We start from the raw sequence: 21,516 nt of genomic DNA, 5'->3' as shown, positions 1-21,516 counted from the left end.
AGATGCGTGATCTGATCCTTCAACTCAGCAAAAGTTCGATTTATTCAACAAAGCTATAAACCAGTTCTTCAAAGGCAATACTGCCTTGAGGGATATCAGAACGGCTCAGGCGACAAAGAAGGTTAATCGTGGCTCGAAGGTGATGCCACTGCTGTGCCGGGGAGGATGGGAGGGCGTTCATGCTTATCGGAAGTTCATGAGGAATTAAAGCAAGGATCTGATTTCCACTGGTAGACAGCTCACGCCGGTACTGGTGTAAAGTATGGTGTTTAACCTTCTTCATCATAGGATGGTAGATCCATTTTTTCGCTTCCTCAGAAACGAAAAGTAACTTTTCTATCGCATCCATCATCTTTATGCCTTCCCCATTCTCACGATATGGAGCGATGATACTTTCAATCCGAACGGCATCGATCTCCACCAGCGCCAGCTGGTCTGTTTGCGCTAACAGGTCTGGATTGGGCTGGATATCCTCCGACGTATCATTAATAAATATCCCGATTGTCGTATCGTTACATATCCCTGTGAGGTCAGCATTAAGGCCACAAACAATCCCACCACCAGCGAGATTTTTGAGGTTCACTATCCCTTTCTCCTTACCCTGCAGAAGATGAGGGAGAGCAAGGTATTTTTTTTCCTGTATTTTCACCTTTATGTATTTTTTTATATGTTGTAGTGTGAGCTCACTACAAACCTCTTTTACTTCTGTGCTGTGGCTAAAATGCCATTTTTTATTTTGACCCTGCCTGGCAATCAGGGAGGTCCCACAGATGAGGCAGATACAGTTACACGAAAGCCCATTTTCAACGCTGGCGATATCAACAATTTTATTTGAATCCGTATCAAATCCAAACGGGATCCATTTTTGTGCATTACGTCGCATGTATATTCCTCGTTAAAAATGAGTAAAGGAATTCTACATCATCCGTTTTTATCAAACCTGGAATAACAGCGTCTAATTACATTATTCATATCTCATCGGGGATGAGATGCCACACGGAAGCAGGTATTTTGTCATAGTTTTTTTTCATGTAGATCTCAGCCCTGCGGTGATCATAAGCTCCGTTCAGGCTGGTTATCTTATTTATATCCCCACCTTCATCATTTAATTTATCCAGGATACGCTCAAACACTCTGTCAAGGGTTTCAGTCGTACTGCACTTTCTGAACTTCAGGAGATAGGCTTCTCTCAGGCTACTGTTCGCATTTGGGCTTTTCAACAACGACGCTCTGGTGCATGTTCAAAAACACTGGCTATTTTCGAAAACAGTAAACGAAGTTCCACGCACAGGCAAGAGAAGCAATTTGATTAATTTCCTGTTCTGCCTGGATTTGAAAAAAAACAATGTTACTATACTGGTTATAAAAACAGTATCAGTAAAAAAACATGAGATCTTCCCATGACAGATAAAACCAAACTGGTTGCTATCTCACGAACCGATGACATGAGCGCTCTGGATGCACTCAAGCTGTTGCGGTTTCGCCGGTACAATACAGCCAGAAGTCAGTTAAGGGTCACGAGTGTCTGGTCTGCATGGTGCGCCAGGCACGGTCTGACCCCCTTCCCCGTCACAGCGGTTGATGTCGAGCGCTATATTAATGGGCTGAATGGATCCGTTAAAATGGCGACCATCTCTCATTTTATTGCATGCCTTTCAAGCGTTAACAGCAGCCTGGGTTTTCCAGACTTCCGCAACGTTCTGATAAAAGCACTGGTTCAGGTATGGCGGGCGCGGGAGAATGAGAAAAAAATCGTCACCGGTCAGGCCCTTCCATTTCTTATATCCGATCTCAATATTCTTCGCCGGTCGCTGCATAAAAGCGACGACCTGAGAGACATACGGGACCTTGCAATGATATGGGTTGGGTTTGAAACCCTGCTGCGTAACGTGGAAATTCGAAGGATTAAAACTCGCGACCTGAAATGGCAAAATGACACGTCCTGTTACCTTCTGGACGTCATGCGGACCAAGACAAGCCTTTCAAGTAACCTGACATTTCAGCTCTCACCACAATGCAGTCAGCATATCAGACGGTTGATTGAGACGGTGGAATACACCGATACCGAAACCTTCGGGCACCGTTTTCTTTTTCAGCCTGTAAACATCCATACGAACCGATATTTCCCGTCCACCAGCAGTAAGCTATCCCGGGGTAAATCCATAGACAGGATGCTGGTCAAAGCAGGATTCAGTGAGGGGTTACTGACGCAGTTACAGAATGAATCAAAGGTATCACGGGAAGATGTTGGTATGCTGTCGTCTAATTCACTGAACCAGGCATTTGCACGCCTCTGGGGGATTGCCGGAAAGGTCAGCGACAGTAACCGACAATCCGGGCGGTACCGGACATGGACAGGACACAGTGTGCGTGTGGGGGGAGCCATAGAGCTGTTTAAGGCCGGGTACTCCCTGGAAAAGATTACAGAGATGGGGAACTGGTCTGATCCAAAGATGGTCTTCCGTTATATCCGGGGATATCTTGCCAGTGAAAAAGCCATGGTAAGCTTTATGCGTAATCATCTGGACGACATATAGATTTTACAGAGAGAAACACCAGCACTCAGCAACATATTACTGAGCGCTGGTCACTTATGAACTTTTCAGATATTCAGTTCTTTCAAATCTGTCACAACAAAATCCCCTTTACCTGAAAGAGTGTCAAAATCATCGAGTGTAAATTCATGGGTGTGGTACCAAATGACCCTGCATGTGGGGCAGGTAACAGGTAACAAATCTTCCGCTAATTTTTCGCTGTTATGGATAACCTCACCCATCTCGTTATGTTCGACAATATAACCGCTTATGCAAAGGGTTTCGTACCCATGAGCACCGGTAACAATATGGGTTGCTGTTCTCTCACGAATTTCCCCATTAATTTTAATCTGCTCTCGAGTGGTAATCGTTCTTTTATTATTCATGAAAACTCCGGATGATATTTAAAAACGGCTGACATTGCTCCCTGCTTCGGAATAATTGTGAAGGCAGGCAGGAAACCGGAAAATGCGTTACCCTGTGCCTGAATCAGTTCTGGTGCGTCTCACGAAGGAAAATGAGAGGCGATATCATGGATTATCCTTTTTGAGCAGCTTTTTCTTCTTTTCTTTGTTTTTTTAATCTCCGTTTTTCCCTGAAATTTGCAACGGTATAGAGAGTGACTGATGCAATGAAATTCACCAGTGCAGCAAACTCTACTGCCAGATTGATCACGGCAGGTTTGACAGGAAGCCAGAGTGAGACAAGGAGAAGGAGGAACGATGTGATACACCGTAAGGCGTGTACATTAGAGCCTCCACTCTGGTTAATCATACCCGTACCGGAACAGATTTTGTTTGTCAGATAATTTAATCCGAATGCACAAACAGCAGTTACTAACAAGAAAATCGCGTAAGTCATTTTTCCTCCAGAGGTTTTAATCTTAATTTGACCACGTTAACCAGTTTCATTATTCCCGCCTCATCCGGTACGAAAATGTAACGACATCTCGGCCATGTTGCGTGTGTAAATATCTTACCAGCGGTGTTGATATTCAGAGGAATAAGCCTTTCGGTCTTGCTCAATGGCATTTTCTCTATCGGGATCAACCCTGACTTAAAACTTTTTATCATTAAGTCGAGAGGGGTTTTACAATCTTTATTGCTCATCGTTTCTGTGTAACGGATCATCCCGGCAATCGTTACCTGTATCGTTCCTATATCAGATTCGAATTTCGGCAGCACCGGCCAGTAAGGAATTTCAAAATCCACACTGGTAAGCGCCTGTTCGTAACCCCGCTCATTTGTTTCTGCAACCGTTTTAAGGCCTGGGAACCGGGCGTGCATAAATTTGATAATCTTTACCACATTGGGCGTGCTGGCCTGACGCTGATATATCTCTGGCAGCCATGTGGACGTGGTGGCCCATGTCGTGGTGCATGCATAAGTTTTTTGCTCCATATGCCATAAAATAGAGGTGTCAGCCAGGAAGTGATGAACAGTCAACAGCTCGGCCAGCAGCCGATCTTCATCTGGATGTGTTATGGCATTTTTGAAACAGACCTGTACGCGGAAACGTTCTTTTGCAGACAGAAAAGTGTTTCCCCTACTGACGGCCACTTTGTATAACCTCCTGGCCGGATCAGCTTCACAAATCCCGGTTAGAATCCGGCTCATTTTGACTCCCTGATGACTTCCACCAGCCCTATACGGGGCAGGACAGAACGATATTTTTCATTAAAATCGCCGCGCTTCTGCCTTTCACCTTTTACGTAATTTTTTAACGGATTAAACCGTCCCGGTTCGCTGAACAAAATTAATGGTAAAGGCGCGCGAAAGTTGAGTTTGTACGGCCCATGAACATCATCTGGATCTTCAGGACTGGTGTACCGGATATTGACGTTAACAGCCGGAAAGTTACTTTCCCGGATGAGCCGAAATTTTCTCGAACTTTCATCGTCATGACTCACTTCATCATTGAGCAACGACAGCATCATGATTTCTTCGGTTCGTTCCTGTTTCAGCCGTTCAACATCCTGTTTTGTCAGACTGATATCCGGCTGGAGCTCAGTTATCTCCCTGCGCAAGCGGTCGATAACCGTTTCCAGCCGGGTAAATTTATGAATGACAGGGATTTGCCAGGTGAACCCCAGGGAGCGAATTTGCTCAGTAACGATCCGGATATTACGGGACACCTGTAAAGTCACCAGCCACGGGTAAACCTGATGCAGAATTTCTGACCGGGAGTCCTGGTAATGAGTGATAGCTTTTACAGCCTCAGCAAATTTGTCGCGAAGCCGGTTGATTTCACCCACCAGCGACATCACCTGATCATGATTGTTTCTGACCACAACGAACCCGGGATATTTTCGGGTGATTTTGGTTGAATAATGCTCATCCCTGACATGGACTTTATCAACCCGCTGCTGCCGGTAAATATCCACCAGGGTGTCGACGTCGGGTACCGAATGAGTCACATTGATTTCCTGTGGAGGATTCAACTCCTCAACACTACGGGGCTCCGGGAGCGTGGCAAGGTAAGATGAGCCGATATCGCTGTGACGGAGTAAACTGTGCAGCTCACCGAGTTTGCGTAGTTGCTCTTCGTTGTAATGGGCAAAGTCAGTATTCATATCGTCTCCCGTATCGTATTCCTGAACGTGCGACGGTAATCGTTAAACAAACTCTGGTAAAGACTTAAACGTCAGCCATACAGGCTGGCGTCGCCCGTCCCTGCATACTCTGACGAGGCGATAACGGTTTTTCTCCATCGTGACCAGCCAGTACCCATCGGAGACAGGGCGATCGAGAGTGAACAGTTTTAACCCGTAAAAACCCATCGAGGTAAACAGACGCCCTTCCCGCTCCCGGAAAGAGACCGTAAAGGACGGGAACAGAAGCCAGAATGCAGTGAAGAAAACATACCAGGTATACGGAACAGTCAGTTGTAGAATTTCATAGTTCCTGACGGTAGCTGTGACCAGGCCAAGGCTGAATACAGCAGCAATGCTGGCATATACTTTGAAAGACGCGCTATCGGAGTTTTTCCAGGTAATACCACTAATACAATGCACTTTGCTCATCGCCTTGCCTCAATGTAGTTGTCTGCGCACTTTCATCCGGGGAAGAATTTCTTTCTCCCACAGAGACCTTGCATTCCCATGCCCCCCCAGGAGTTGCATTGCACAAACCCTGTTAAACACGGTTACTTCTTTCCTGATTGCCTGGGTTTGGCTGTCTGTGAGCTCAATGCATTCCGGTACCAGCTGCATAACACCGTTCATCATTTCGGCCTTTATGAGGCCTGGACCGTCTTTAGGGTCGGCCTCACAGGATTCCTTTACATTAAACCCGAATGAACAAAGAAGCTGGCCCTGTGCCTTAGGCCCCATCTGGACCCCCCGGCTATCGACGGTAAAGCGGACGATCGCGTAATCCCCTCCCTGATCGCTGGTTATGTTTCTTACCAGCATGCTGACCGGAGTCATATGAAGCCAGCTGTAGATACCCAAAACAATTTCTTCTTTTAAAATCATATTCAATTTTGGATTGGCCCCTATATTTCCATACACTTTTTATCACTTAACCCATTACTGGTTCGCCGCCGCAGATATTCCCGTGGCGAACGATACCCCAGCGCACTATGCGGATGCCATTCGTTGTAATGTTCGAAGGCCTCCGCAAGGTTCTTTACCGCTGTTAACCCGTCGGGTTTCGGCATGATGCTGATGTAATCGCGCTTCATCGTTTTCACGAAGCTCTCTGCCATCCCGTTGCTTTCCGGGCTACGTACCGCCGTATGTTTAGGCTCCAGTCCTACCATTCTGGCGAACTGACGCGTCTGATAAGAACGGTAGGCTGAACCGTTGTCTGTCAGCCACTCAACGGGGGATGTCGGCAGGCTGTTACCGAAACGACGCTCCACGGCACCCAGCATGACGTCCTGCACGGTTTCACTGTCATATCCACCGTTACTGGCCGCCCAGTAAAGTGCCTCGCGATCGCAACAGTCCAGAGCGAACGTGACCCGCAGTTTTTCACCGTTATCACAGCTGAACCCGAAGCCGTCAGAGCACCACCGCTGGTTACTTTCTCCAACGGCCACTTTCCCTGTATGCGCCCGCTTCGAGGGCGGTATTTCCGGTTTACGCTCAAGCAGCAGCGCATTCTGACGCATGATGCGGTATACACGTTTGGCATTGATCACCGCCATGTCGTCAGTTTCTGATTGTCTGCGTAGCAGTGCCCATACCCGACGATAACCATAGGTGGGCAGATCGCCGATAACAGTATGGATACGGGCCAGCGCTTCAGTATCATCAGGCTTGCGCTTGCGTCGGCGATCCTGCCAGTTCTTCGACCTACTGACTATGGCATGCAGTTGCGCACGTGAGATCCGAAGGCAACGACTGACGAGGCCTATTTGCCATCCTCCGGCAACAAGGGCACGTGCGCTATCCACTTTTTTTGTCGGCCATATTCAACGGCTTCTTTCAGCAGCTCGTTTTCCATGGTTTTCTTGCCCAACAGGCGCTGCAGCTCTTTAATCTGCTTCATCGCAGATGCCAGCTCCGACGCGGGTACAACCTGTTCACCAGCGGCAACAGCAGTGAGACTGCCTTCCTTGTATCTTGAAGACTGATTAAAATTAATACGATTAGATTTGGCAAAACGTATGCAGCCCGATGCCTTCCAGGGTTCAAGCCCGTATATCAGCGACTGGCGCATACGCTGAGCCACTCATCTGAAACCCGAACAGTTGTCCGTATTCCATAACGTATTTGCAAGGAGGGGTAAAAATGAGTCAGCCAAATCCACTTTGTGTGGGCATCGATGTTTCCAAAGCCACACTGGACATCGCTGCCAGCAGTGATGTTGCTCAGTTTACAGTCAGCAATGACTCTGATGGCTTTAACGCGATTATTACCGGACTGAGACGGCACTCCGTTGCTCTGGTTCTGATGGAGGCCACTGGTGGGCTGGAAGTTGCGGTGGCCTGTTCGCTTCAGGCCGAAGGTTTTGAGGTTGCCGTGGTCAATCCCAGGCAGGCCCGTGACTTCGCCCGTGCAATGGGATATCTTGCGAAGACCGACCGAATTGATGCCAGAGTCCTCACGCAGATGGCTGAGGTTATTAATCGTCACCCTGAGCGGAAACGCTTTATCAGGGCACTGCCGGATGCTGAACGTCAGGCCCTTGCTGCGATGGTGGTTCGCAGACGCCAGTTGATTGCGATGTTGGTGGCTGAGCGTAACCGACTGCATCCATTCCATCCGCAGAACAAGAAAAGCATTAATACCATCATTAAAGCGCTGGAAGATGAGCTTGTCAGGCTCGAGAAAGAAATGGACAGTCACATCCGTAACCACTTTAAAGAGATTGCTGAGCGCCTGAGCAGTATCAAAGGTGTAGGCACCATGACCGTTTCCGCGATGTTGGCGGAGATTCCGGAACTGGGAACGCTCTCCCGGCGCGAAATCAGTGCGCTTATAGGTGTTGCTCCTGTCAACCGGGACTCAGGGACTATGCGTGGCCGGCGAACCATTTTTGGCGGCAGGGCTGGCGTAAGATCAGCACTGTACATGGCTGCGCTTGTGGCAACCCGCTTTAATCCGGTGATAAAAACGTTTTATGTGCGCCTGCTTGCAGCCGGAAAGGCCAAAAAAGTGGCGCTGGTAGCCTGTATGCGTAAGCTGCTTACCATCCTGAACGCAATGCTCAGAAAGAACGAAGAATGGGATGAGTCGTACCACCACGTTGCTCCATAATTTTTACCTTCAAGACAGTTGCTGATATTGCTTACGCCACAGGAACAGCTGACTGGCAGCAACACCATGCTGACGGGCGACCAGCGACACGGTCATTCCGGGTTCAAAGCTCTGCTGAACAATGGCGATTTTTTCCTGAACACTTCGCCGCCTGCGCTTCTCTGGACCTAAAACATCAATCATCCGGACTCCAACGACTAGTCTAAAAACTAGTATTAAGACTATCACTATTTTAGTAAGCGTTAAGTGAGCGCCGTATTGACGGTTATTTATCGGTAAGAACCACGTTCCATGGCAGCAGTTCGGCCACTTTGTTGCTGGGCCACTCCGGCAGTACGCTCAGGATATGGCGAAGGTAGGCTTCCGGATCGATACCATTCAGCCTGCACGTCCCGATCAGTCCGTACAGCAGGGCTCCGCGCTCACCACCGTGGTCGCTGCCGAAGAAGATAAAATTCTTTTTCCCAAGACAGACGGCACGAAGGGCTCGTTCGGCAGCGTTGTTATCAGGCTCTGCCAGGCCATCTTCACAGTAGTAGCACAGCGCATCCCACTGGTTCAGGACATAAGCGAACGCTTCGCCCAGACGGGACTTTTTCGACAGCGTCTCATTTTTTTCTACCAGCCATTCATGCAGCGATGCCAGCAGTGGTTTGCTTTGCGATTGTCTGGCTGCCAGACGCTCTTCTGTCGTGAGGCCGCGTATTTCTTCTTCTATCGCGTACAGCTCACCGATACGTTTCAGGGCTTCTTCCGCTGTCGCTGTGTGAGTGCTTATATAGACATCATGGATTTTTCGGCGGGCATGGGCCCAACATGCGGCTTCTGTCAGCGGCCCTCCTTCACGTTCCGGACTGAACAACCGATCGTAGCCTGCGAAGGCATCCGCCTGCAGCACACCATGATAGTGGCGAAGGTGTTGCTGAGGATGTTTTCCCTGCCGGTCTGCCGAGAAGGCGAACCATGCCGCTGGCGGATCTGATGAACCTGCGCTTCTGTCGTCACGTACATACGTCCAGATACGCCCGGTTTTCGTCTTCTTTCTGCCCGGTGCAAGCACCGGAACCGGAGTGTCATCCGTATGCAGTTTGTGGCAGTCCATCACGTAGTGGTAAAGGGCCTCATCCAGCGGGGCCATTAACCGGCAACATGCATCCACCCAGTTGGAGAGCAGAGCCCGGCTCAGATCCACGCCCTGACGGGCAAAGATTTCGCACTGGCGATACAGCGGCAGGTGTTCGCAGTATTTGGCCGTTAACACGCGGGCCAGCAGACCCGGCCCGGCGATACCCCGATCGATGGGACGTGATGGCGCAGGTGCTTCAACGATACAGTCACATCGGGTGCAGGCCTTTTTCACCCTGACCGTGCGGATCACTTTCAGGGCGCTGGAGACCAGTTCCAGCTGCTCCACGCTGACTTCGCTGAGGTACGCCATACCGCTGCCGCATTCCGGACAGCTGGTTTCCGCAGGATCCAGCCGATGTATCTCGCGGGGAAGGTGTGCCGGTAACGGGCGACGATGGCGGGACTGACGTAACTGGCGAGGTACCTGCGGATCGTCTTCCCGTCCGTTGTAGCGATCGCTTTGCTGCTCCTGCTGTTTCAGCAGGGCTTCGGCTTCTTCAACCTGTCGGCGAAGTTTTTCGGAGCGGGTACCGAACAACATTCGACGCAGTTTTTCTATCTGTGCCCGCAGATGCTCTATCTCGCGCTCTTCGTTCTCTATTTTCTCTTCTGCGCGGGCCAGTGCAGAACGCAGGAACGACTCAGTCTCTGCAACGAGACTGAGCTGACTGTCTTTCTGGCGAAGCGCGTCTTCCAGCGCAGCGATACGGGCGAGATAGTCGTGATTCATAACCGCTTTTATAATGCGGTTATGATTTTTTTACAACATTGTCAGTGAGTTAAGGCGGGATATTTTTGGCTGGCGCCAGTCCAGCTTATCAAGGAGCATGGCAAGTTGTGAGCGGGTGATCGCGATTTTGCCGTCGCGTACAGCAGGCCAGACGAACTGTCCCTCTTCCAGGCGTTTGATAAACAGGCACAGACCATCAGCATCAGCCCAGAGTATTTTCACGGTATCGCCACGGCGTCCCCGGAAGATAAACAGATGGCCGGAGAAGGGATCCTCATCCAGAACGTGGTGTATCTGTTCGCCCAGCCCGTTGAAGGATTTACGCATATCCGTGGCCCCGGCGACCAGCCAGATGCGGGTGCCTGACGGGAGGGATATCATTGTGTCCTCCCGGTCAGTTCGCGGATCAGCACAGTCAGCAACTCTGACGACGGGTTCTCCAGCGTCATTTTGCCGTGGCGGAACTCAACATGACAGGAAGTGGCGCTGGCGTGAGCGGAGGAGAACGTACACAGAGTGTCATTCTCTGCTGTGGGCAACGGGTCGTTGATAACGTCGACGGACAACAGAGTCGGAGAAGCCGGAAGAGATTGAGGTACCACCGGCCCCACGATAGTTGCAGGCATTCGACGAGAGATTCGCCCCTCTCTCTGCCAGAGGCGTAGCCACTTAAAAATGAGATTATTATCAACGCCATGTTCCCGCGCCAGTTGTGCGACGTTGGCATCTGGTCGTGAAGCCAGTTCGACCATCCGAAGTTTGAAGTCACTGGAATAGACGGTACGCGATTCAGTTCGCCAGTTGGCAGCATTTTCCATGAACAGAACTCCTTCTAAATTAGACGGAGCTCTAAGCTAGCGATCCCGGGACTGGAATCACAGGCGGCAGTGACTTGACGCTTACGGCATATTTCCGTTTCCATCAAAACGTCTCCGTTCGCCGTTAAAGAGCCTTACTACGGCAACGTGGCCACGGAGAAACTACTTACACCCACTCAGGACACCAGGGACATCATTGCTGACGCCACGGCCTCACAGTGCTGAGCTGATGATGGTTCTGGACGGGATCAACAACTCAGGGCTGGGTAAAGTATGGTTTGCCGGTAGAGGAATTGCCCCGGAATGGCCGATGAAACGTGAGATGCCTTCATCGGCATAGACCACCCGCTGAAAGGAGCTGCCGGTTGCCCGTTTCTGACCGGCGAAATGACAGACGGAACTTGCTGCCAGATCATACTTTACCGATCATGCAGATGACTTGTCTCAGGGGGGAACCATGACAAATATCATTCTGTGTGATGTAACTGCCAGCGTCAGCGAACTTAAAAACGATCCGGTGGCCAGCGCCGGTGCCGGCTGCGGCTACCCGGTCGCTATTATTGACAGCAACCGGCCTGTTTTTTTATTGTGTGCCCGCGGTTCTGTAGGAAAAAATGCTCGATCTTCTGGACGAAAAAGACCTGGCGCAATTGATAACAGAACGTCAAAACCAATATATTTTGTGATCGGACAACGTGACAAACGACATCACAGTGGAGACACTGCTGACGAGGTGATCCCAAGGTCGTAAAACGGCCGGAACTGGTTACCGGCCGAACGAAGGACCGGCCTACGCGCAGCGGCGGCAACTGGCTTTAAAAATGCTGGCGGAAATTAAAAATTAAGCCGCATACCCTGCGAAATTTTGCAGATTTCACTCAACATGCATGCTTCGTTCATTTCCCAACAGAGCTCTCACCATCGCCTGTAATAGCAGTCCTGCTGCGTGATTACTCCGCTCAACGGGTCACCGGCGCCATGCCAATACCTGTTCGTGACAGGCATTGATGGAACTGCGATCCCAAACTAATAATGTAACGACGATGCAGGTGGGACCGTGGTCCCAGGCTGAAAACCTAAACGACGATACAGGTGGGACCGTGGTCCCAGGCTGAAACCTAAACGGCGATACAGGTGGGACCGTGGCCCCAGGCTGAAAACCTAAACGACGATGCAGGTGGGACCGTGGTCCCAGGCTGAAACCTAAACGACGATGCAGGTGGGACCGTGGTCCCAGGCTGGGAGCCTAAACGACGATACAGGTGGGACCGTGGCCCCAGGCTGAAAACCTAAACGACGATGCAGGTGGGACCGTGGTCCCATAGAGAGTATTCAGGCCAGTTATTTTTTCTGGCCTGTGAGAAAGGAAATGAAGTAAAGGGAGATAACCGTAGACTAAAGCGTGTCCGCATCAAACTCCTAGTTTCTCAAGCTCCTTAAGAATGGCTTCTATTTTCTCTATACACTCCGCAGGAATGCGGGACCTATCCAGGTTAAGCACCATTTTATCGCCCTTGTACAATGCTGTTGCCCCTGGAGCAAACTGATGACGTGAGCTCAGATTAACTCTTGATGCGGAAGATTGTTTCAGTACGGATGTTAAAAGACTAATGACCTCTTCAGCTTCGAAGATTAGTCCCGCTTTCTTCTGATCGTGGAGAGTCTCAGCCTGCTGCTTCAGTAATTCTTCTTTATCTGCAAAAGCCTTCTGAAGGGCTTCACCTGACCGGGCAGACAGTTCTCCAGGATGTGCAAACAGGGCAACAACGGATTTAGGCAGTTTGGCCGTATTGATACAGCGGGTAATGATCTTACGAGAGATGTTTTCCGCATCGGCAAGTGCAGAAATATTTCCAGCAAACTCATTCTGCAGCCGGCTTGTATAACGCAGACCACGTTCATAAGCACTCGTCGGCCGATAATCGTTACCCAGTCGGGACAATGCTGCCATCTGCTCATCGTCCAGTTCACCAACCAGAATGCGATAATCACTTTCCGTCAGGATTGCGGCTTTACGGCGACGGCTGCCGTCTGCAATTTCAATGACATCGGAAACCCGGCGGCCGAAAGCTGGAGTCTGCTGACCAGTCAGTAAAAATGAAGGAATGAGATCATCCAGAGCATCTTCGGTAAGTAGTTCCTGATCGCGCTCATTGCCTGACCATACGCGTGAAGCACTCTCAACAGAGTCTCCCCGGAGCACTTCAAGGGTAAATTTTACTTCCCGTCCACATACCGGAAGAGAGATGGCATTACCGCGGGCCATAGCACCCACGCGCGCAATTAATGAATCCACCATCGGCGCAGCCGGCGCCGGTGATGAGGTATCTTCAGTCGATTGAGTATGTGTGGTATGTCTTGGAATGACAGGGGCACGCTTCATTATCTAATCTCCCAGCGTGGTTTAATCAGACGATCAAAAATCTCATCGCAAACAGGCTCCCAGATAGAGAGGGCATTACGCCAGGCACCTGTTGAAGAACGTTGATCGATAGCCTGTTCAAAAACGGTTCTCATACGGATCTGACCTTTACCGACTTCATCCGTTTCGCGCACAACATTTTTAAGGACCATGCTTCCCCAGGCATCCCGAATTTGTTCTTCCATCCACGGGGACTGCGAGCCGTTATTATTACTGTATTTGGTAAGCAGAATACGGACATCTGGCTCGAAGCCTTTAAGATCCACGTTCTTAAGCAGGTCACGAAGCATATCGAAAAACTGCAGTGCGGAGGTGTAGTCGAACAGCTCTGCCGGAGTAGGGACAATCAATACATCAGCAGCGCATACAACATTTATCGTACCGATACCAAGGTTGGGTGCACTGTCGATAACAATCACGTCATAATCATGAGCGACCGTTTCAATGGCCAGACGGAGCATCAGGTGCGGGTCAGCAGGTAATTTGCCTTCGTCAAATTTCCCCATCAGCTCAGTTTCAATGCGGTGCAGTGCCAGACAGGACGGGATGATATCAAGGCCAGGCCAGCAGGTGGGCTTTATAGCGTAGCTGGCATCATCCTTTTCCCCAAGATAAAAGGGCAGGAGAGTGTCCTCAGCATGAATATGAAGATCGGGCACCCATCCGTGATACATAGAAGCCGTTCCCTGTGGGTCATTGCCTTCAACGAGAAGAACACGGAGTCCTTTCAGGGCTAGGTCCTGAGCTAGGTGAACAGAAACGGAGGTTTTGTAAACCCCCCCTTTATGAGCCGCAACCCCGATCACCGGAGGGAAAGCATCTTCTGCACGCCGCAGTCGGGTACCGAACACATCCCGCATATGATTGATTTGTTCGATGGTATAACCAACACGTTGTTCAACTCTGCCACGGGTTTCCATATCAGGGTGAGGTAACCGGCCGGCTTTCTCTGCATCCCTGATTGCCTGAGAAGAAACGCCAACCAGATCCGCCGCTTCACCAATTCTCCAGCGGCGGGTGATCTTCCTTGCTTCCGGACTGTCGTCATTAAACTGCGCAATGGCGATAGCCTTCGTCATCTCATGTCCAGCAGTAATGCACTGGTTAAGTATATCCATCAGTCCCATTCTGAGCATCCTTTAATCATCACTTTGCATCATTTTATTAAATCTTGGAATTATTTGCAAAGCAACAATAAAATCGCAAAGTCATCTGAAAATTGCAAAGCTGACTGTAATGAAAGCTGTAAACCGGAGAAGAGAGGCTCAATCACATACTGCAGTCAATATTTCTCACTGCCGCTCGCCGCAGTAAGCGATCTCACGCAGTGAGGAAGTGGAAAAGCACAGAGACTGCACAAAGCACGAACGCTACGATGCCGGATACTTCTCCGGATTAGTCTATCTTCATGAAGTTGACTGTGATATGTGAAAAATTGACTATGGTATGAAACTAAAAGCCGAGGGCTGGTCAACAACAAAAGAAGATTCTACATATCGCAGTCAATATTTAATGTTAAATCAGGGAGAGTTACTCATGCGGCATTCAGATTACCCTTGCAGAACCCTGAATGTGGTGGGGTAGATCTGGCTGGGGATTAACGTTATTCATTGCTTCGATCCAGTAATTGATCCCAAAGAGATCATATTGAGATCCTAAAGAGATCCCCGGATCGCTGCAGCAGGCGCTGTAACTGGCTTGAACGTCATACTGAATCGACTGTGGAATGTAAAAAGTTGACTGCTGTATGCGAAATCTAATACTGTGATATGCAACGGTATTTACTGAGGTATGTATATCCGTTGACTGCGATACGTATAACGACATTCTTTTGTGGATAACCGTTGAGGATCAAGATGACGAGCGAAAATAACAGCTTACCTCTCAATCTTCAGGAAGTGGACAAGACAACCGGCGAAGTTGTTAAGCTGGATGTCAACAGTACCAGTACTGTGCAGCCGGTAGCGCTCATGAGGCTCGGTCTCTTCGTTCCAACCCTGAAATCAACCTCCAGGAGTAAGGCAAACCGTAAAAACGTCACAGATGCCACTGAGGAGCTCGTACAGCTGTCCATCGCCAAAAGCGAAGGGTACACCGACGTTAAGATCACCGGTTCGCGTCTTGATATGGACACGGATTTTAAAGTCTGGCTCGGGATCATTCGCTCGATGTCTGAGTATGGGGTAAAAAGTGACACTCTGGAACTGTCGTTCGTTGAATTCGTTAAGATGTGTGGATTTGACTCACGGCGCTCAAACAAGAAAATGCGGGATCGCATCAGCAATTCCCTGTTTAAACTCGCCTCGGTTACCCTGAAGTTCCAGAGCGAGACCAAAGGATGGACCACCCATCTGGTGCAGTCAGCCTATTATGACATCAACGAGGATATCGTGGAGATCAAGGCTGAACCCAAGCTCTTTGAGCTTTACCATATGGACAGGCGGGTCCTGCTTCGGCTGAAAGCCATTGACGCCCTGCAGCGGAAGGAATCTGCCCAGGCGCTGTATACCTACATCGAGAGCCTTCCCCAGAATCCCGCACCTATTTCCATGAAACGTATGCGGGACCGGCTGAATCTTACCTCAAATGTCTATACGCAGAACCACACGGTCCGAAAGGCTATGGAGCAACTTCGGGATATCGGCTATCTGGATTACACCGAGTTTAAACGTGGCCGGGCGACTTACTTTAGCGTTCATTATCGCAATCCCAAACTCATCAGCGGGACGGTGAAGGTACCGCGCAAGGAGGAAGAAGAGAAGGCGCCGGAGCAGAATTATGACGAAGTCATCAAGGCACTGAAGGCTGCAGGCATCGATCCGCAGAAACTTGCTGAAGCGCTATCGGCGATGAAGCCGGAAAATTGACTGCGATATGCATTACCATGACTGCCGTATGCATACGCAATTAGTTATTGACTGTGAGGTGCATCACGCATACTACAGTCAATATTCGCTCTCCTTCCTGCAGGTAAAGATCGGACAATATTGACTGCGGTATGTCATTTATGGCCAGAATATGCTGATATTGACTGAAGCATGCAAGTTTGACGAGGGTGTTACCCGACCAATTGAGAGCTCTCCACGTGACTGCATCCCACAGTCAATATTTCAGTAAATCCCCGGTGCGCACTGAATGAAGCCACTCAGCAGAGCGTTGATTCCGGCATTGCCATACAAGAGCTGCTAAAACCAGTCCTCCGAAGTTCGTTAATCCTATCGTACCCTCAGCCAGCTTCGCACTGATATCTGCAATCATGAAGAGGAAACCTGATGGCTGTCAGAAATGGCCCGGGACGCAGTCACCGACGATATACTGAATAACGACCTGGCTTACCCGGTTGGAAAGGCCCTCAGGTATATCCCCTGTAACTTGCTGATATCCGGATCGCAGTAAGTTTTATTGTCTGCGGTATGAAGATGTCAGCTGGTCACCAGAGGACCGGGGCTCCTTAATACGAATGATGTCATGGTGCAATGAGAAGGTGAGGGGACACGGGATGCGGTATGAATATTTCTCTCCAGACCCGGACGGAATGATGCCCGGGTCATACTGGATAAGCGTAACGCTTCTGCAGCCGGCACGGTGAGAGACTCAGAAGCGACTGACTGACTCTGCCTCGTCTGGAATGCGTTTGTCTTTATCTCCTTCACTAAGTGGCAAAGCCCCGGCCGCCTGCCCGACAATCTCAGCCGGCCGGTGGCAGGGAGCGAAGGATCTCCGCGGCATCTCGACCGTCAGCGGTAAAGGGAACGGCCAGGGTGGCAGCCATGTCCAGCGCAAATACCCGGGTATAGACTTCCATCGAGCGCGGATCCTTATGCCCGGCCAGCGCCAGGATGACCTTCCTAAGCTGCCGGTGATAAAGCATGTGCATGATATAGCTGTGCCGGAAGGTATGCGGCGTCACGGCGATCGAAAAATGCACGCCATCAGCTTCAGCCCGCTTCACCGCCTGTTTCAGCCAGTTGCGCATTGTCTCATCCGTGACCGGCCATAACGGCTCCCGCCGGCGGGGCGGGTGGTGACCATCCAGCTTTCCATCTGACGCACAAAACTGCCATCCGTCAGCGGCACCAGGCGCACTTCATCTTTTGGCGGCCGCCCGCGGCGCGCCCGCACTTTCTCCGAAAGCACCCTAACAAAAGGGCGCAGACCATCCAGGTCGAAGGATTCCGGGGTGAGCGTCCGGGCTTCACCGATACGGCTCCCGGTATTCCACATGGTGGCGAACAACATGTGGTGACGCTGGTCCGGCATATACCAGAGGAGGGCGCTCACTTCCGGCGCCAGGAGGTAAGCCGGCGTGGCACCTGTTGAGGTGGCCATCCGCCGGAGTGCCACCGCGGTCGCAAAATCAACGCCCGGGGCGGATCGGCAGCAGGGAGACGCGATCTGGTGAATTCTGCAGGGGAATGATGCTGTTCATGAGTTATTTTTCACGTAGCGCACAACGGGTTTGGATACAGCTATTCTGGCCTGAAGCGGCTGATCCTGCCATGACAATAAATCGCAGCGCGCGGATCCTTTTGTTGTCTTATCCCACATTATTGCGGGTAAAACCAAATGCGTAAAGGATCCTTTTGCGGTTAAGATCTATGTTTAAGCCAGTTATGACGCGGCCTGCAGGCACTTTCGTCGTTTTTGGGAGAAATGGGGTAATGCCAGGACAAACAGCTATGTTGACACTGGCATTAATGGAGACGAGAAACGGCTACCTTCCAGATGCGATCGGCAGGAATGATCTTTAACATGTTCCGTCTGTGGTTGTGTAAGGGCAGCCAGTACGGCAGTGACGACTGGCACCGCTTCTGCGGGCCAATAACCTGGCACCGAGCTTGAGCCGGCGTGGCAACTGCCAGGATAATGCGGTGGCCGAATTGTTCTTCAGTTCACTGAAAAAAGAACGCATTAGTAAGAGAACATACCAAACCGGGATCTGGCCCGGGCGGATGTCTTCGATTACATTGAAGTGTTCTACAATCGGACCCGGCGCCACAGTCATCCCGGCGGCGTCAGTCCGGAGGCCTTCGAACAGGCCTCGTCGTGAGGACAGAATTTGTCTACAGGCATGGGGTCAGTCCATAGTTACATCTAATGTATCCTATGAACCGAGCGTATTTTCCCCATTAAGGGAAGTATCTTTTTTTGAAATTCCCGTAAAACGGGAATGATAAGATAGAAAAGTTACTTTTGTAGTTGAGCATTTGCATTAAGACGCATGCACGTTAGAACCGCGTCAGATGGGACCCCTGGATTTCGGGCCAGTATGACGGACAAGAGGAAAAGACCTAAGCGAAGGCAAGCGGCAGGATCAATAATAATTTTATGTATAAAATTAATGTCTCTCTCGTCTTTGTTGATAGCTACAACTCCCCCCTCCATCATTGCTGTGGATTTACCATCAAAAGTAACTTTTACGTTTTTGTAGACTTGCTTATTATGGTGCTTTGTTTTTTTCTGTTTCAGAACAGCCTCATGAGTAAGGCGAAGAAACGCCATACACAAGGTGATCACTTCATCATCACTCAGCTTTGTTGAAAAGGCCTTTTGACCAGTCCAGTCAAAACTTCCCGGCTTCGATACTAAAGGCCCCGCAAGGATAAGATTCACACTGCCATTTGTCTCAGAAAAATTGAGCTCAAGTGCTGTCTTACCGGAATTAAATACCTTTTCATTTCGGTAAGGTTGATGCTGTGGTACATCGTTATTTATATTTTCCACCAAATATGTCCTTCACCTTCGTTGATTAAATTCTTCACCAGACCAATGTAGGTATACCCTCTAGGTTGCTTCATCGCAAAAATATAAGCACTGGTCTCTAGCATTAGATAGTCTCCCGAGGGAGCACCAGGAGGAACCTCTGTAGAGCTAAGGCTTTTAGTGTGCTCCTTTTTAACTTTGACCCTGGCCCAAATTCAGTGCAGTGCTAAATCAGAGAGCTTCGTCTTTCCGGAGACTTCGGATGAATTCAGCCGGAGTCATGTCATTTAATGATGAATGCGTTCTCTCATGATTATATTCCCTGCGCCAGTTGTCGAGTTTGTCCTGCGCATCTTCCAGCGACAGGAACCAGTGAATGTTCAGGCATTCATCCCGCAGACTGCCGTTAAATGATTCAATAAACGGGTTATCCGTTGGTTTTCCGGGGCGGGAGAAGTCCATTGTAACACCGTGCTCATACGCCCATTTATCCAGACTTTTCGAGATAAACTCGCTGCCGTTATCTGTCTGAATACGTACCGGCAGGCGCTTGCCCGGCACCCGCAACCTTTCCATCACACCGACCACATCCTCACCTTTCAGCGACTTTCCGGCATGGATCGCCACACACTCCCGACTAAAATTATCCACTACAGTCAGCGCCCGGAAACGTCGTCCGTTAAACAGGTTATCCGACACGAAATCCATACTCCAGCACTGATCGACTCCGGTCAGGACCGGACGTTGCTGACGATGTGCTGCACTGACATGCCTGCGGGGGCGCTTTCTGCGCAGGTTGAGGCCTTCCAGACAGTAAATCCTGTGTGTTTTCTTGTGGTTAACAGGCCAGCCTTCCCGCCGCAGCTGAATATGAATACGCGGGCAACCGTAGCGGATCCGGGTTTCCGCTATTTCCCGGATACGCAGGGTTATCGCCCGATCATCCCGCCAGCTCTGCCAGTGGTAAACGGTTCTGCTCTGCATCAGCAGTTCGCATCCCCGCCGGACACTGATACGGTAAGCCTCCCGCAGAAAATGCACCGCCTGACGCTTCTGAGCCGGCCTCAGAACAGTACCTCCTGCAGCATCTCCTTGTCCAGACTCAGGTCTGCCACCAGTTTCTTCAGCCGCTGATTTTCATCCTCCAGTTGCCGCAGGCGGCGCAGTTTTGTCACGCCCATGCCGCCAAACTTTTTCTTCCAGTTAATGGGATGGACTACCTCCTCCCGCTGCGGTTAACTGTACGAAATGTGCTCACCAGGAGAATCACCATGAATATCATATTTCTGGGTATTGATCTGGCTAAAAATGTTTTTCAGCTCTGTGGGTTAAACCAGGCCGGCAAACCGGTTTATACGAAACGAACTGGCCGAAAAGAATTGCTCCAGACGCTGGCAAATATTCCTGCATGTCTGATTGGGATCGAAGCGTCCACCGGGGCATTTTACTGGCAGCGTGAGTTTGAGAAACTGGGGCACAAAGTAAAGGTCATCAGTCCTCAGTATGTAAAACCCTTTGTCCGCGGGCAAAAAAATGATGGTAATGATGCACAGGCCATCGCAGTGGCTCTAATGCAACCGACAATGCAGTTCGTGCCACCAAAAAGCCCCGAACAGCAGGATATCCAGGCTTTACACCGGGCAAGGCAGCGTATTGTCAATCACCGCACTGCTACAGTCTGTCAAATAAAAGGGCTGTTACTTGACCGGGGGATCCCCATTGGCAGTGCTGTCTCCAGAGTTCGCCGGGCTATTCCTCTTATCCTTGAAGATGCAGAAAACGGTCTAAGTTCCTGTATGCGCAGAACAATTGCCGAGCTCTATGAGCTCTTTAACGATCTCGGGCGTCGGATCCATTTTTTTGATAAGGAAATTGAAACAGTATTCAGGCAATCAGAAGCCTGTCAGCGTATCGCCAGAGTTAAAGGCATTGGCCCTAAAACGGCCACGGCCGTTGTTGCTGCTATTGGCAAAGGAACTGAATTTAAGAATGGCCGCCACTTTGCTGCATGGCTGGGTCTGGTTCCACGCCAGCATTCGAGTGGTGACAGACAGGTGCTGATGAATATGACGAAAAAAGGCGACAAGCATCTGCGGACACTTTTTATTCATGGTGCCCGCGCTGTCGTCAGGGTTGCCACGAATAACAATGATGGCCATATGAATCAGTGGGTTAACCAGTTAAAGGAACGGCGCGGATTTAATAAAACGACCGTGGCGGTCGCTAACAAAAACGCGCGAATAATCTGGTCGATGCTGAGAAATGAGACCGAGTATCAGGTAGTGTGAAATTAATCCCCTGCCAGAAAAAGTTGCAGCGTACTGAGAAATGGTGACAGGTTGCACCTGCACAATCGGAACCTGATTTTTATACTGGCCTCAGAGGCCGTCCAGTTGTTGAGGCGATTGTGTGCGAATTACGGCTTTGTTGAATAAATCAGATTTCGGGTAAGTCTCCCCCGTAGCGGGTTGTGT

Annotated in this window: 18 protein-coding genes and 7 pseudogenes; 7 read left to right on the top strand and 18 right to left on the bottom strand. The window is 50.1% G+C overall.

Annotated elements, in window-relative coordinates:
* Positions 1-40 precede the first annotated feature (40 nt).
* Positions 41-883 (bottom strand): hypothetical protein, encoded by an 843-nt coding sequence (locus tag ABLV54_RS23915; RefSeq protein WP_348814241.1) that lies wholly within the window; start codon positions 881-883, stop codon positions 41-43.
* A gap of 85 nt (positions 884-968) precedes the next feature.
* Positions 969-1,223 carry an Hha/YmoA family nucleoid-associated regulatory protein gene (locus ABLV54_RS23910; RefSeq protein WP_087761878.1) on the bottom strand — a complete coding sequence of 85 codons (255 nt, stop codon included), beginning with the start codon at positions 1,221-1,223 and terminating at the stop codon, positions 969-971.
* A gap of 177 nt (positions 1,224-1,400) precedes the next feature.
* Between ABLV54_RS23910 and ABLV54_RS23905 the strand changes: the two genes are divergently transcribed.
* Positions 1,401-2,537 carry a tyrosine-type recombinase/integrase gene (locus tag ABLV54_RS23905; protein ID WP_231621507.1) on the top strand — a complete coding sequence of 379 codons (1,137 nt, stop codon included), beginning with the start codon at positions 1,401-1,403 and terminating at the stop codon, positions 2,535-2,537.
* A 65-nt stretch (positions 2,538-2,602) separates the two neighbouring features.
* Here ABLV54_RS23905 and ABLV54_RS23900 read toward each other — a convergent pair whose 3' ends face one another.
* The 7 genes and pseudogenes from ABLV54_RS23900 to ABLV54_RS23870 form a co-directional block, all read right to left on the bottom strand.
* Positions 2,603-2,920, bottom strand: coding sequence for a hypothetical protein (locus ABLV54_RS23900; RefSeq protein WP_004213829.1), 318 nt, complete (start codon positions 2,918-2,920; stop codon positions 2,603-2,605).
* A gap of 151 nt (positions 2,921-3,071) precedes the next feature.
* Positions 3,072-3,395 carry a hypothetical protein gene (locus tag ABLV54_RS23895; RefSeq protein WP_004197568.1) on the bottom strand — a complete coding sequence of 108 codons (324 nt, stop codon included), beginning with the start codon at positions 3,393-3,395 and terminating at the stop codon, positions 3,072-3,074.
* Positions 3,392-4,150 (bottom strand): hypothetical protein, encoded by a 759-nt coding sequence (locus tag ABLV54_RS23890; protein WP_348814240.1) that lies wholly within the window; start codon positions 4,148-4,150, stop codon positions 3,392-3,394. The genes ABLV54_RS23895 and ABLV54_RS23890 overlap by 4 nt, the downstream gene beginning before the upstream one ends.
* Complete coding sequence (locus ABLV54_RS23885) at positions 4,147-5,106, bottom strand: DNA replication terminus site-binding protein (protein WP_011154511.1); 960 nt, start codon at positions 5,104-5,106, stop codon at positions 4,147-4,149. Before ABLV54_RS23885 ends, ABLV54_RS23890 begins: the two co-directional genes overlap by 4 nt.
* 42 nt (positions 5,107-5,148) lie before the next feature.
* Positions 5,149-5,556: a hypothetical protein gene (locus tag ABLV54_RS23880; protein WP_004186937.1), complete on the bottom strand. Its 408-nt coding sequence runs from the start codon at positions 5,554-5,556 to the stop codon at positions 5,149-5,151.
* A gap of 9 nt (positions 5,557-5,565) precedes the next feature.
* Positions 5,566-6,009 carry a hypothetical protein gene (locus ABLV54_RS23875; RefSeq protein WP_020477096.1) on the bottom strand — a complete coding sequence of 148 codons (444 nt, stop codon included), beginning with the start codon at positions 6,007-6,009 and terminating at the stop codon, positions 5,566-5,568.
* Between the two features lie 20 nt (positions 6,010-6,029).
* Positions 6,030-7,105, bottom strand: a pseudogene (locus tag ABLV54_RS23870) (IS3 family transposase); the annotation flags it as partial.
* A 167-nt stretch (positions 7,106-7,272) separates the two neighbouring features.
* Between ABLV54_RS23870 and ABLV54_RS23865 the strand changes: the two are divergent.
* Entirely contained in the window at positions 7,273-8,241 is a 969-nt protein-coding gene (locus tag ABLV54_RS23865; protein ID WP_004213807.1) for an IS110 family transposase, read from the top strand.
* Positions 8,242-8,259: 18 nt separating this feature from the next.
* Here the strand turns inward: ABLV54_RS23865 and ABLV54_RS23860 are convergent.
* From ABLV54_RS23860 to ABLV54_RS23845, 4 genes and pseudogenes are all read right to left on the bottom strand, one after another.
* A pseudogene (locus tag ABLV54_RS23860) lies at positions 8,260-8,424 on the bottom strand (transposase); the annotation flags it as partial.
* A gap of 82 nt (positions 8,425-8,506) precedes the next feature.
* Complete coding sequence (locus ABLV54_RS23855) at positions 8,507-10,099, bottom strand: IS66-like element ISKox1 family transposase (protein WP_231621505.1); 1,593 nt, start codon at positions 10,097-10,099, stop codon at positions 8,507-8,509.
* Positions 10,100-10,129: 30 nt separating this feature from the next.
* Positions 10,130-10,480, bottom strand: a complete 351-nt coding sequence (gene tnpB / locus ABLV54_RS23850; protein ID WP_004189161.1) for an IS66 family insertion sequence element accessory protein TnpB — start codon at positions 10,478-10,480, stop codon at positions 10,130-10,132.
* Entirely contained in the window at positions 10,477-10,917 is a 441-nt protein-coding gene (locus ABLV54_RS23845) for a transposase (protein ID WP_231621504.1), read from the bottom strand. The genes tnpB and ABLV54_RS23845 overlap by 4 nt, the downstream gene beginning before the upstream one ends.
* A gap of 84 nt (positions 10,918-11,001) precedes the next feature.
* Between ABLV54_RS23845 and ABLV54_RS23840 the strand changes: the two are divergent.
* A pseudogene (locus ABLV54_RS23840) lies at positions 11,002-11,257 on the top strand (DUF4113 domain-containing protein); the annotation flags it as partial.
* A 117-nt stretch (positions 11,258-11,374) separates the two neighbouring features.
* Positions 11,375-11,603, top strand: a pseudogene (locus ABLV54_RS23835) (type II toxin-antitoxin system Phd/YefM family antitoxin).
* A 725-nt stretch (positions 11,604-12,328) separates the two neighbouring features.
* Here ABLV54_RS23835 and ABLV54_RS23830 read toward each other — a convergent pair.
* Positions 12,329-13,300 (bottom strand): ParB/RepB/Spo0J family plasmid partition protein, encoded by a 972-nt coding sequence (locus ABLV54_RS23830; RefSeq protein WP_004117790.1) that lies wholly within the window; start codon positions 13,298-13,300, stop codon positions 12,329-12,331.
* Complete coding sequence (sopA, locus tag ABLV54_RS23825; protein WP_023287153.1) at positions 13,300-14,466, bottom strand: plasmid-partitioning protein SopA; 1,167 nt, start codon at positions 14,464-14,466, stop codon at positions 13,300-13,302. The genes ABLV54_RS23830 and sopA overlap by 1 nt, the downstream gene beginning before the upstream one ends.
* A 729-nt stretch (positions 14,467-15,195) precedes the next feature.
* On the opposite strand from sopA, the gene ABLV54_RS23820 reads away from it, so the two are divergent.
* Complete coding sequence (locus tag ABLV54_RS23820) at positions 15,196-16,206, top strand: RepB family plasmid replication initiator protein (RefSeq protein ID WP_017900946.1); 1,011 nt, start codon at positions 15,196-15,198, stop codon at positions 16,204-16,206.
* A gap of 821 nt (positions 16,207-17,027) precedes the next feature.
* Here ABLV54_RS23820 and ABLV54_RS23815 read toward each other — a convergent pair.
* A pseudogene (locus ABLV54_RS23815) lies at positions 17,028-17,768 on the bottom strand (tyrosine-type recombinase/integrase).
* Positions 17,769-18,112: 344 nt separating this feature from the next.
* Between ABLV54_RS23815 and ABLV54_RS23810 the strand changes: the two are divergent.
* Positions 18,113-18,389: pseudogene (locus ABLV54_RS23810) on the top strand (IS3 family transposase); the annotation flags it as partial.
* 137 nt (positions 18,390-18,526) lie between these two features.
* Here ABLV54_RS23810 and ABLV54_RS23805 read toward each other — a convergent pair.
* Together ABLV54_RS23805 and ABLV54_RS23800 are read right to left on the bottom strand one after the other, a co-directional pair.
* The gene (locus tag ABLV54_RS23805) at positions 18,527-19,063 is read right to left on the bottom strand and encodes a plasmid transfer protein (protein ID WP_085163625.1); all 537 of its coding nucleotides are present in this window, start codon (positions 19,061-19,063) and stop codon (positions 18,527-18,529) included.
* Positions 19,064-19,273: 210 nt separating this feature from the next.
* Positions 19,274-20,247 (bottom strand): annotated as a pseudogene (locus ABLV54_RS23800) (IS3 family transposase); the annotation flags it as partial.
* A 66-nt stretch (positions 20,248-20,313) separates the two neighbouring features.
* Here ABLV54_RS23800 and ABLV54_RS23795 point away from each other — a divergent pair.
* On the top strand, positions 20,314-21,330 hold the full coding sequence (locus ABLV54_RS23795) for an IS110 family transposase (protein ID WP_316937344.1): 1,017 nt from the start codon (positions 20,314-20,316) through the stop codon (positions 21,328-21,330).
* Positions 21,331-21,516: the final 186 nt, after the last annotated feature.

Source organism: Klebsiella sp. JB_Kp042, from assembly GCF_040065275.1.
Taxonomy (GTDB): Bacteria; Pseudomonadota; Gammaproteobacteria; order Enterobacterales; family Enterobacteriaceae; genus Klebsiella; species Klebsiella quasipneumoniae.
The sequence above is the reverse complement of the archived record's forward strand: the minus strand, read 5'-3'. Positions and strand labels throughout refer to the sequence as shown.

Coding starts and splice junctions, on each gene's coding strand:
- ABLV54_RS23915 (WP_348814241.1), bottom strand. CDS start 883: ATGCGACGTAATGCACAAAAATGGATCCCGTTTGGATTTGATACGGAT.
- ABLV54_RS23905 (WP_231621507.1), top strand. CDS start 1,401: ATGACAGATAAAACCAAACTGGTTGCTATCTCACGAACCGATGACATG.
- ABLV54_RS23900 (WP_004213829.1), bottom strand. CDS start 2,920: ATGAATAATAAAAGAACGATTACCACTCGAGAGCAGATTAAAATTAAT.
- ABLV54_RS23895 (WP_004197568.1), bottom strand. CDS start 3,395: ATGACTTACGCGATTTTCTTGTTAGTAACTGCTGTTTGTGCATTCGGA.
- ABLV54_RS23890 (WP_348814240.1), bottom strand. CDS start 4,150: ATGAGCCGGATTCTAACCGGGATTTGTGAAGCTGATCCGGCCAGGAGG.
- ABLV54_RS23885 (WP_011154511.1), bottom strand. CDS start 5,106: ATGAATACTGACTTTGCCCATTACAACGAAGAGCAACTACGCAAACTC.
- ABLV54_RS23880 (WP_004186937.1), bottom strand. CDS start 5,556: ATGAGCAAAGTGCATTGTATTAGTGGTATTACCTGGAAAAACTCCGAT.
- ABLV54_RS23875 (WP_020477096.1), bottom strand. CDS start 6,009: ATGATTTTAAAAGAAGAAATTGTTTTGGGTATCTACAGCTGGCTTCAT.
- ABLV54_RS23865 (WP_004213807.1), top strand. CDS start 7,273: ATGAGTCAGCCAAATCCACTTTGTGTGGGCATCGATGTTTCCAAAGCC.
- ABLV54_RS23855 (WP_231621505.1), bottom strand. CDS start 10,099: ATGAATCACGACTATCTCGCCCGTATCGCTGCGCTGGAAGACGCGCTT.
- tnpB (WP_004189161.1), bottom strand. CDS start 10,480: ATGATATCCCTCCCGTCAGGCACCCGCATCTGGCTGGTCGCCGGGGCC.
- ABLV54_RS23845 (WP_231621504.1), bottom strand. CDS start 10,917: ATGGAAAATGCTGCCAACTGGCGAACTGAATCGCGTACCGTCTATTCC.
- ABLV54_RS23830 (WP_004117790.1), bottom strand. CDS start 13,300: ATGAAGCGTGCCCCTGTCATTCCAAGACATACCACACATACTCAATCG.
- sopA (WP_023287153.1), bottom strand. CDS start 14,466: ATGGGACTGATGGATATACTTAACCAGTGCATTACTGCTGGACATGAG.
- ABLV54_RS23820 (WP_017900946.1), top strand. CDS start 15,196: ATGACGAGCGAAAATAACAGCTTACCTCTCAATCTTCAGGAAGTGGAC.
- ABLV54_RS23795 (WP_316937344.1), top strand. CDS start 20,314: ATGAATATCATATTTCTGGGTATTGATCTGGCTAAAAATGTTTTTCAG.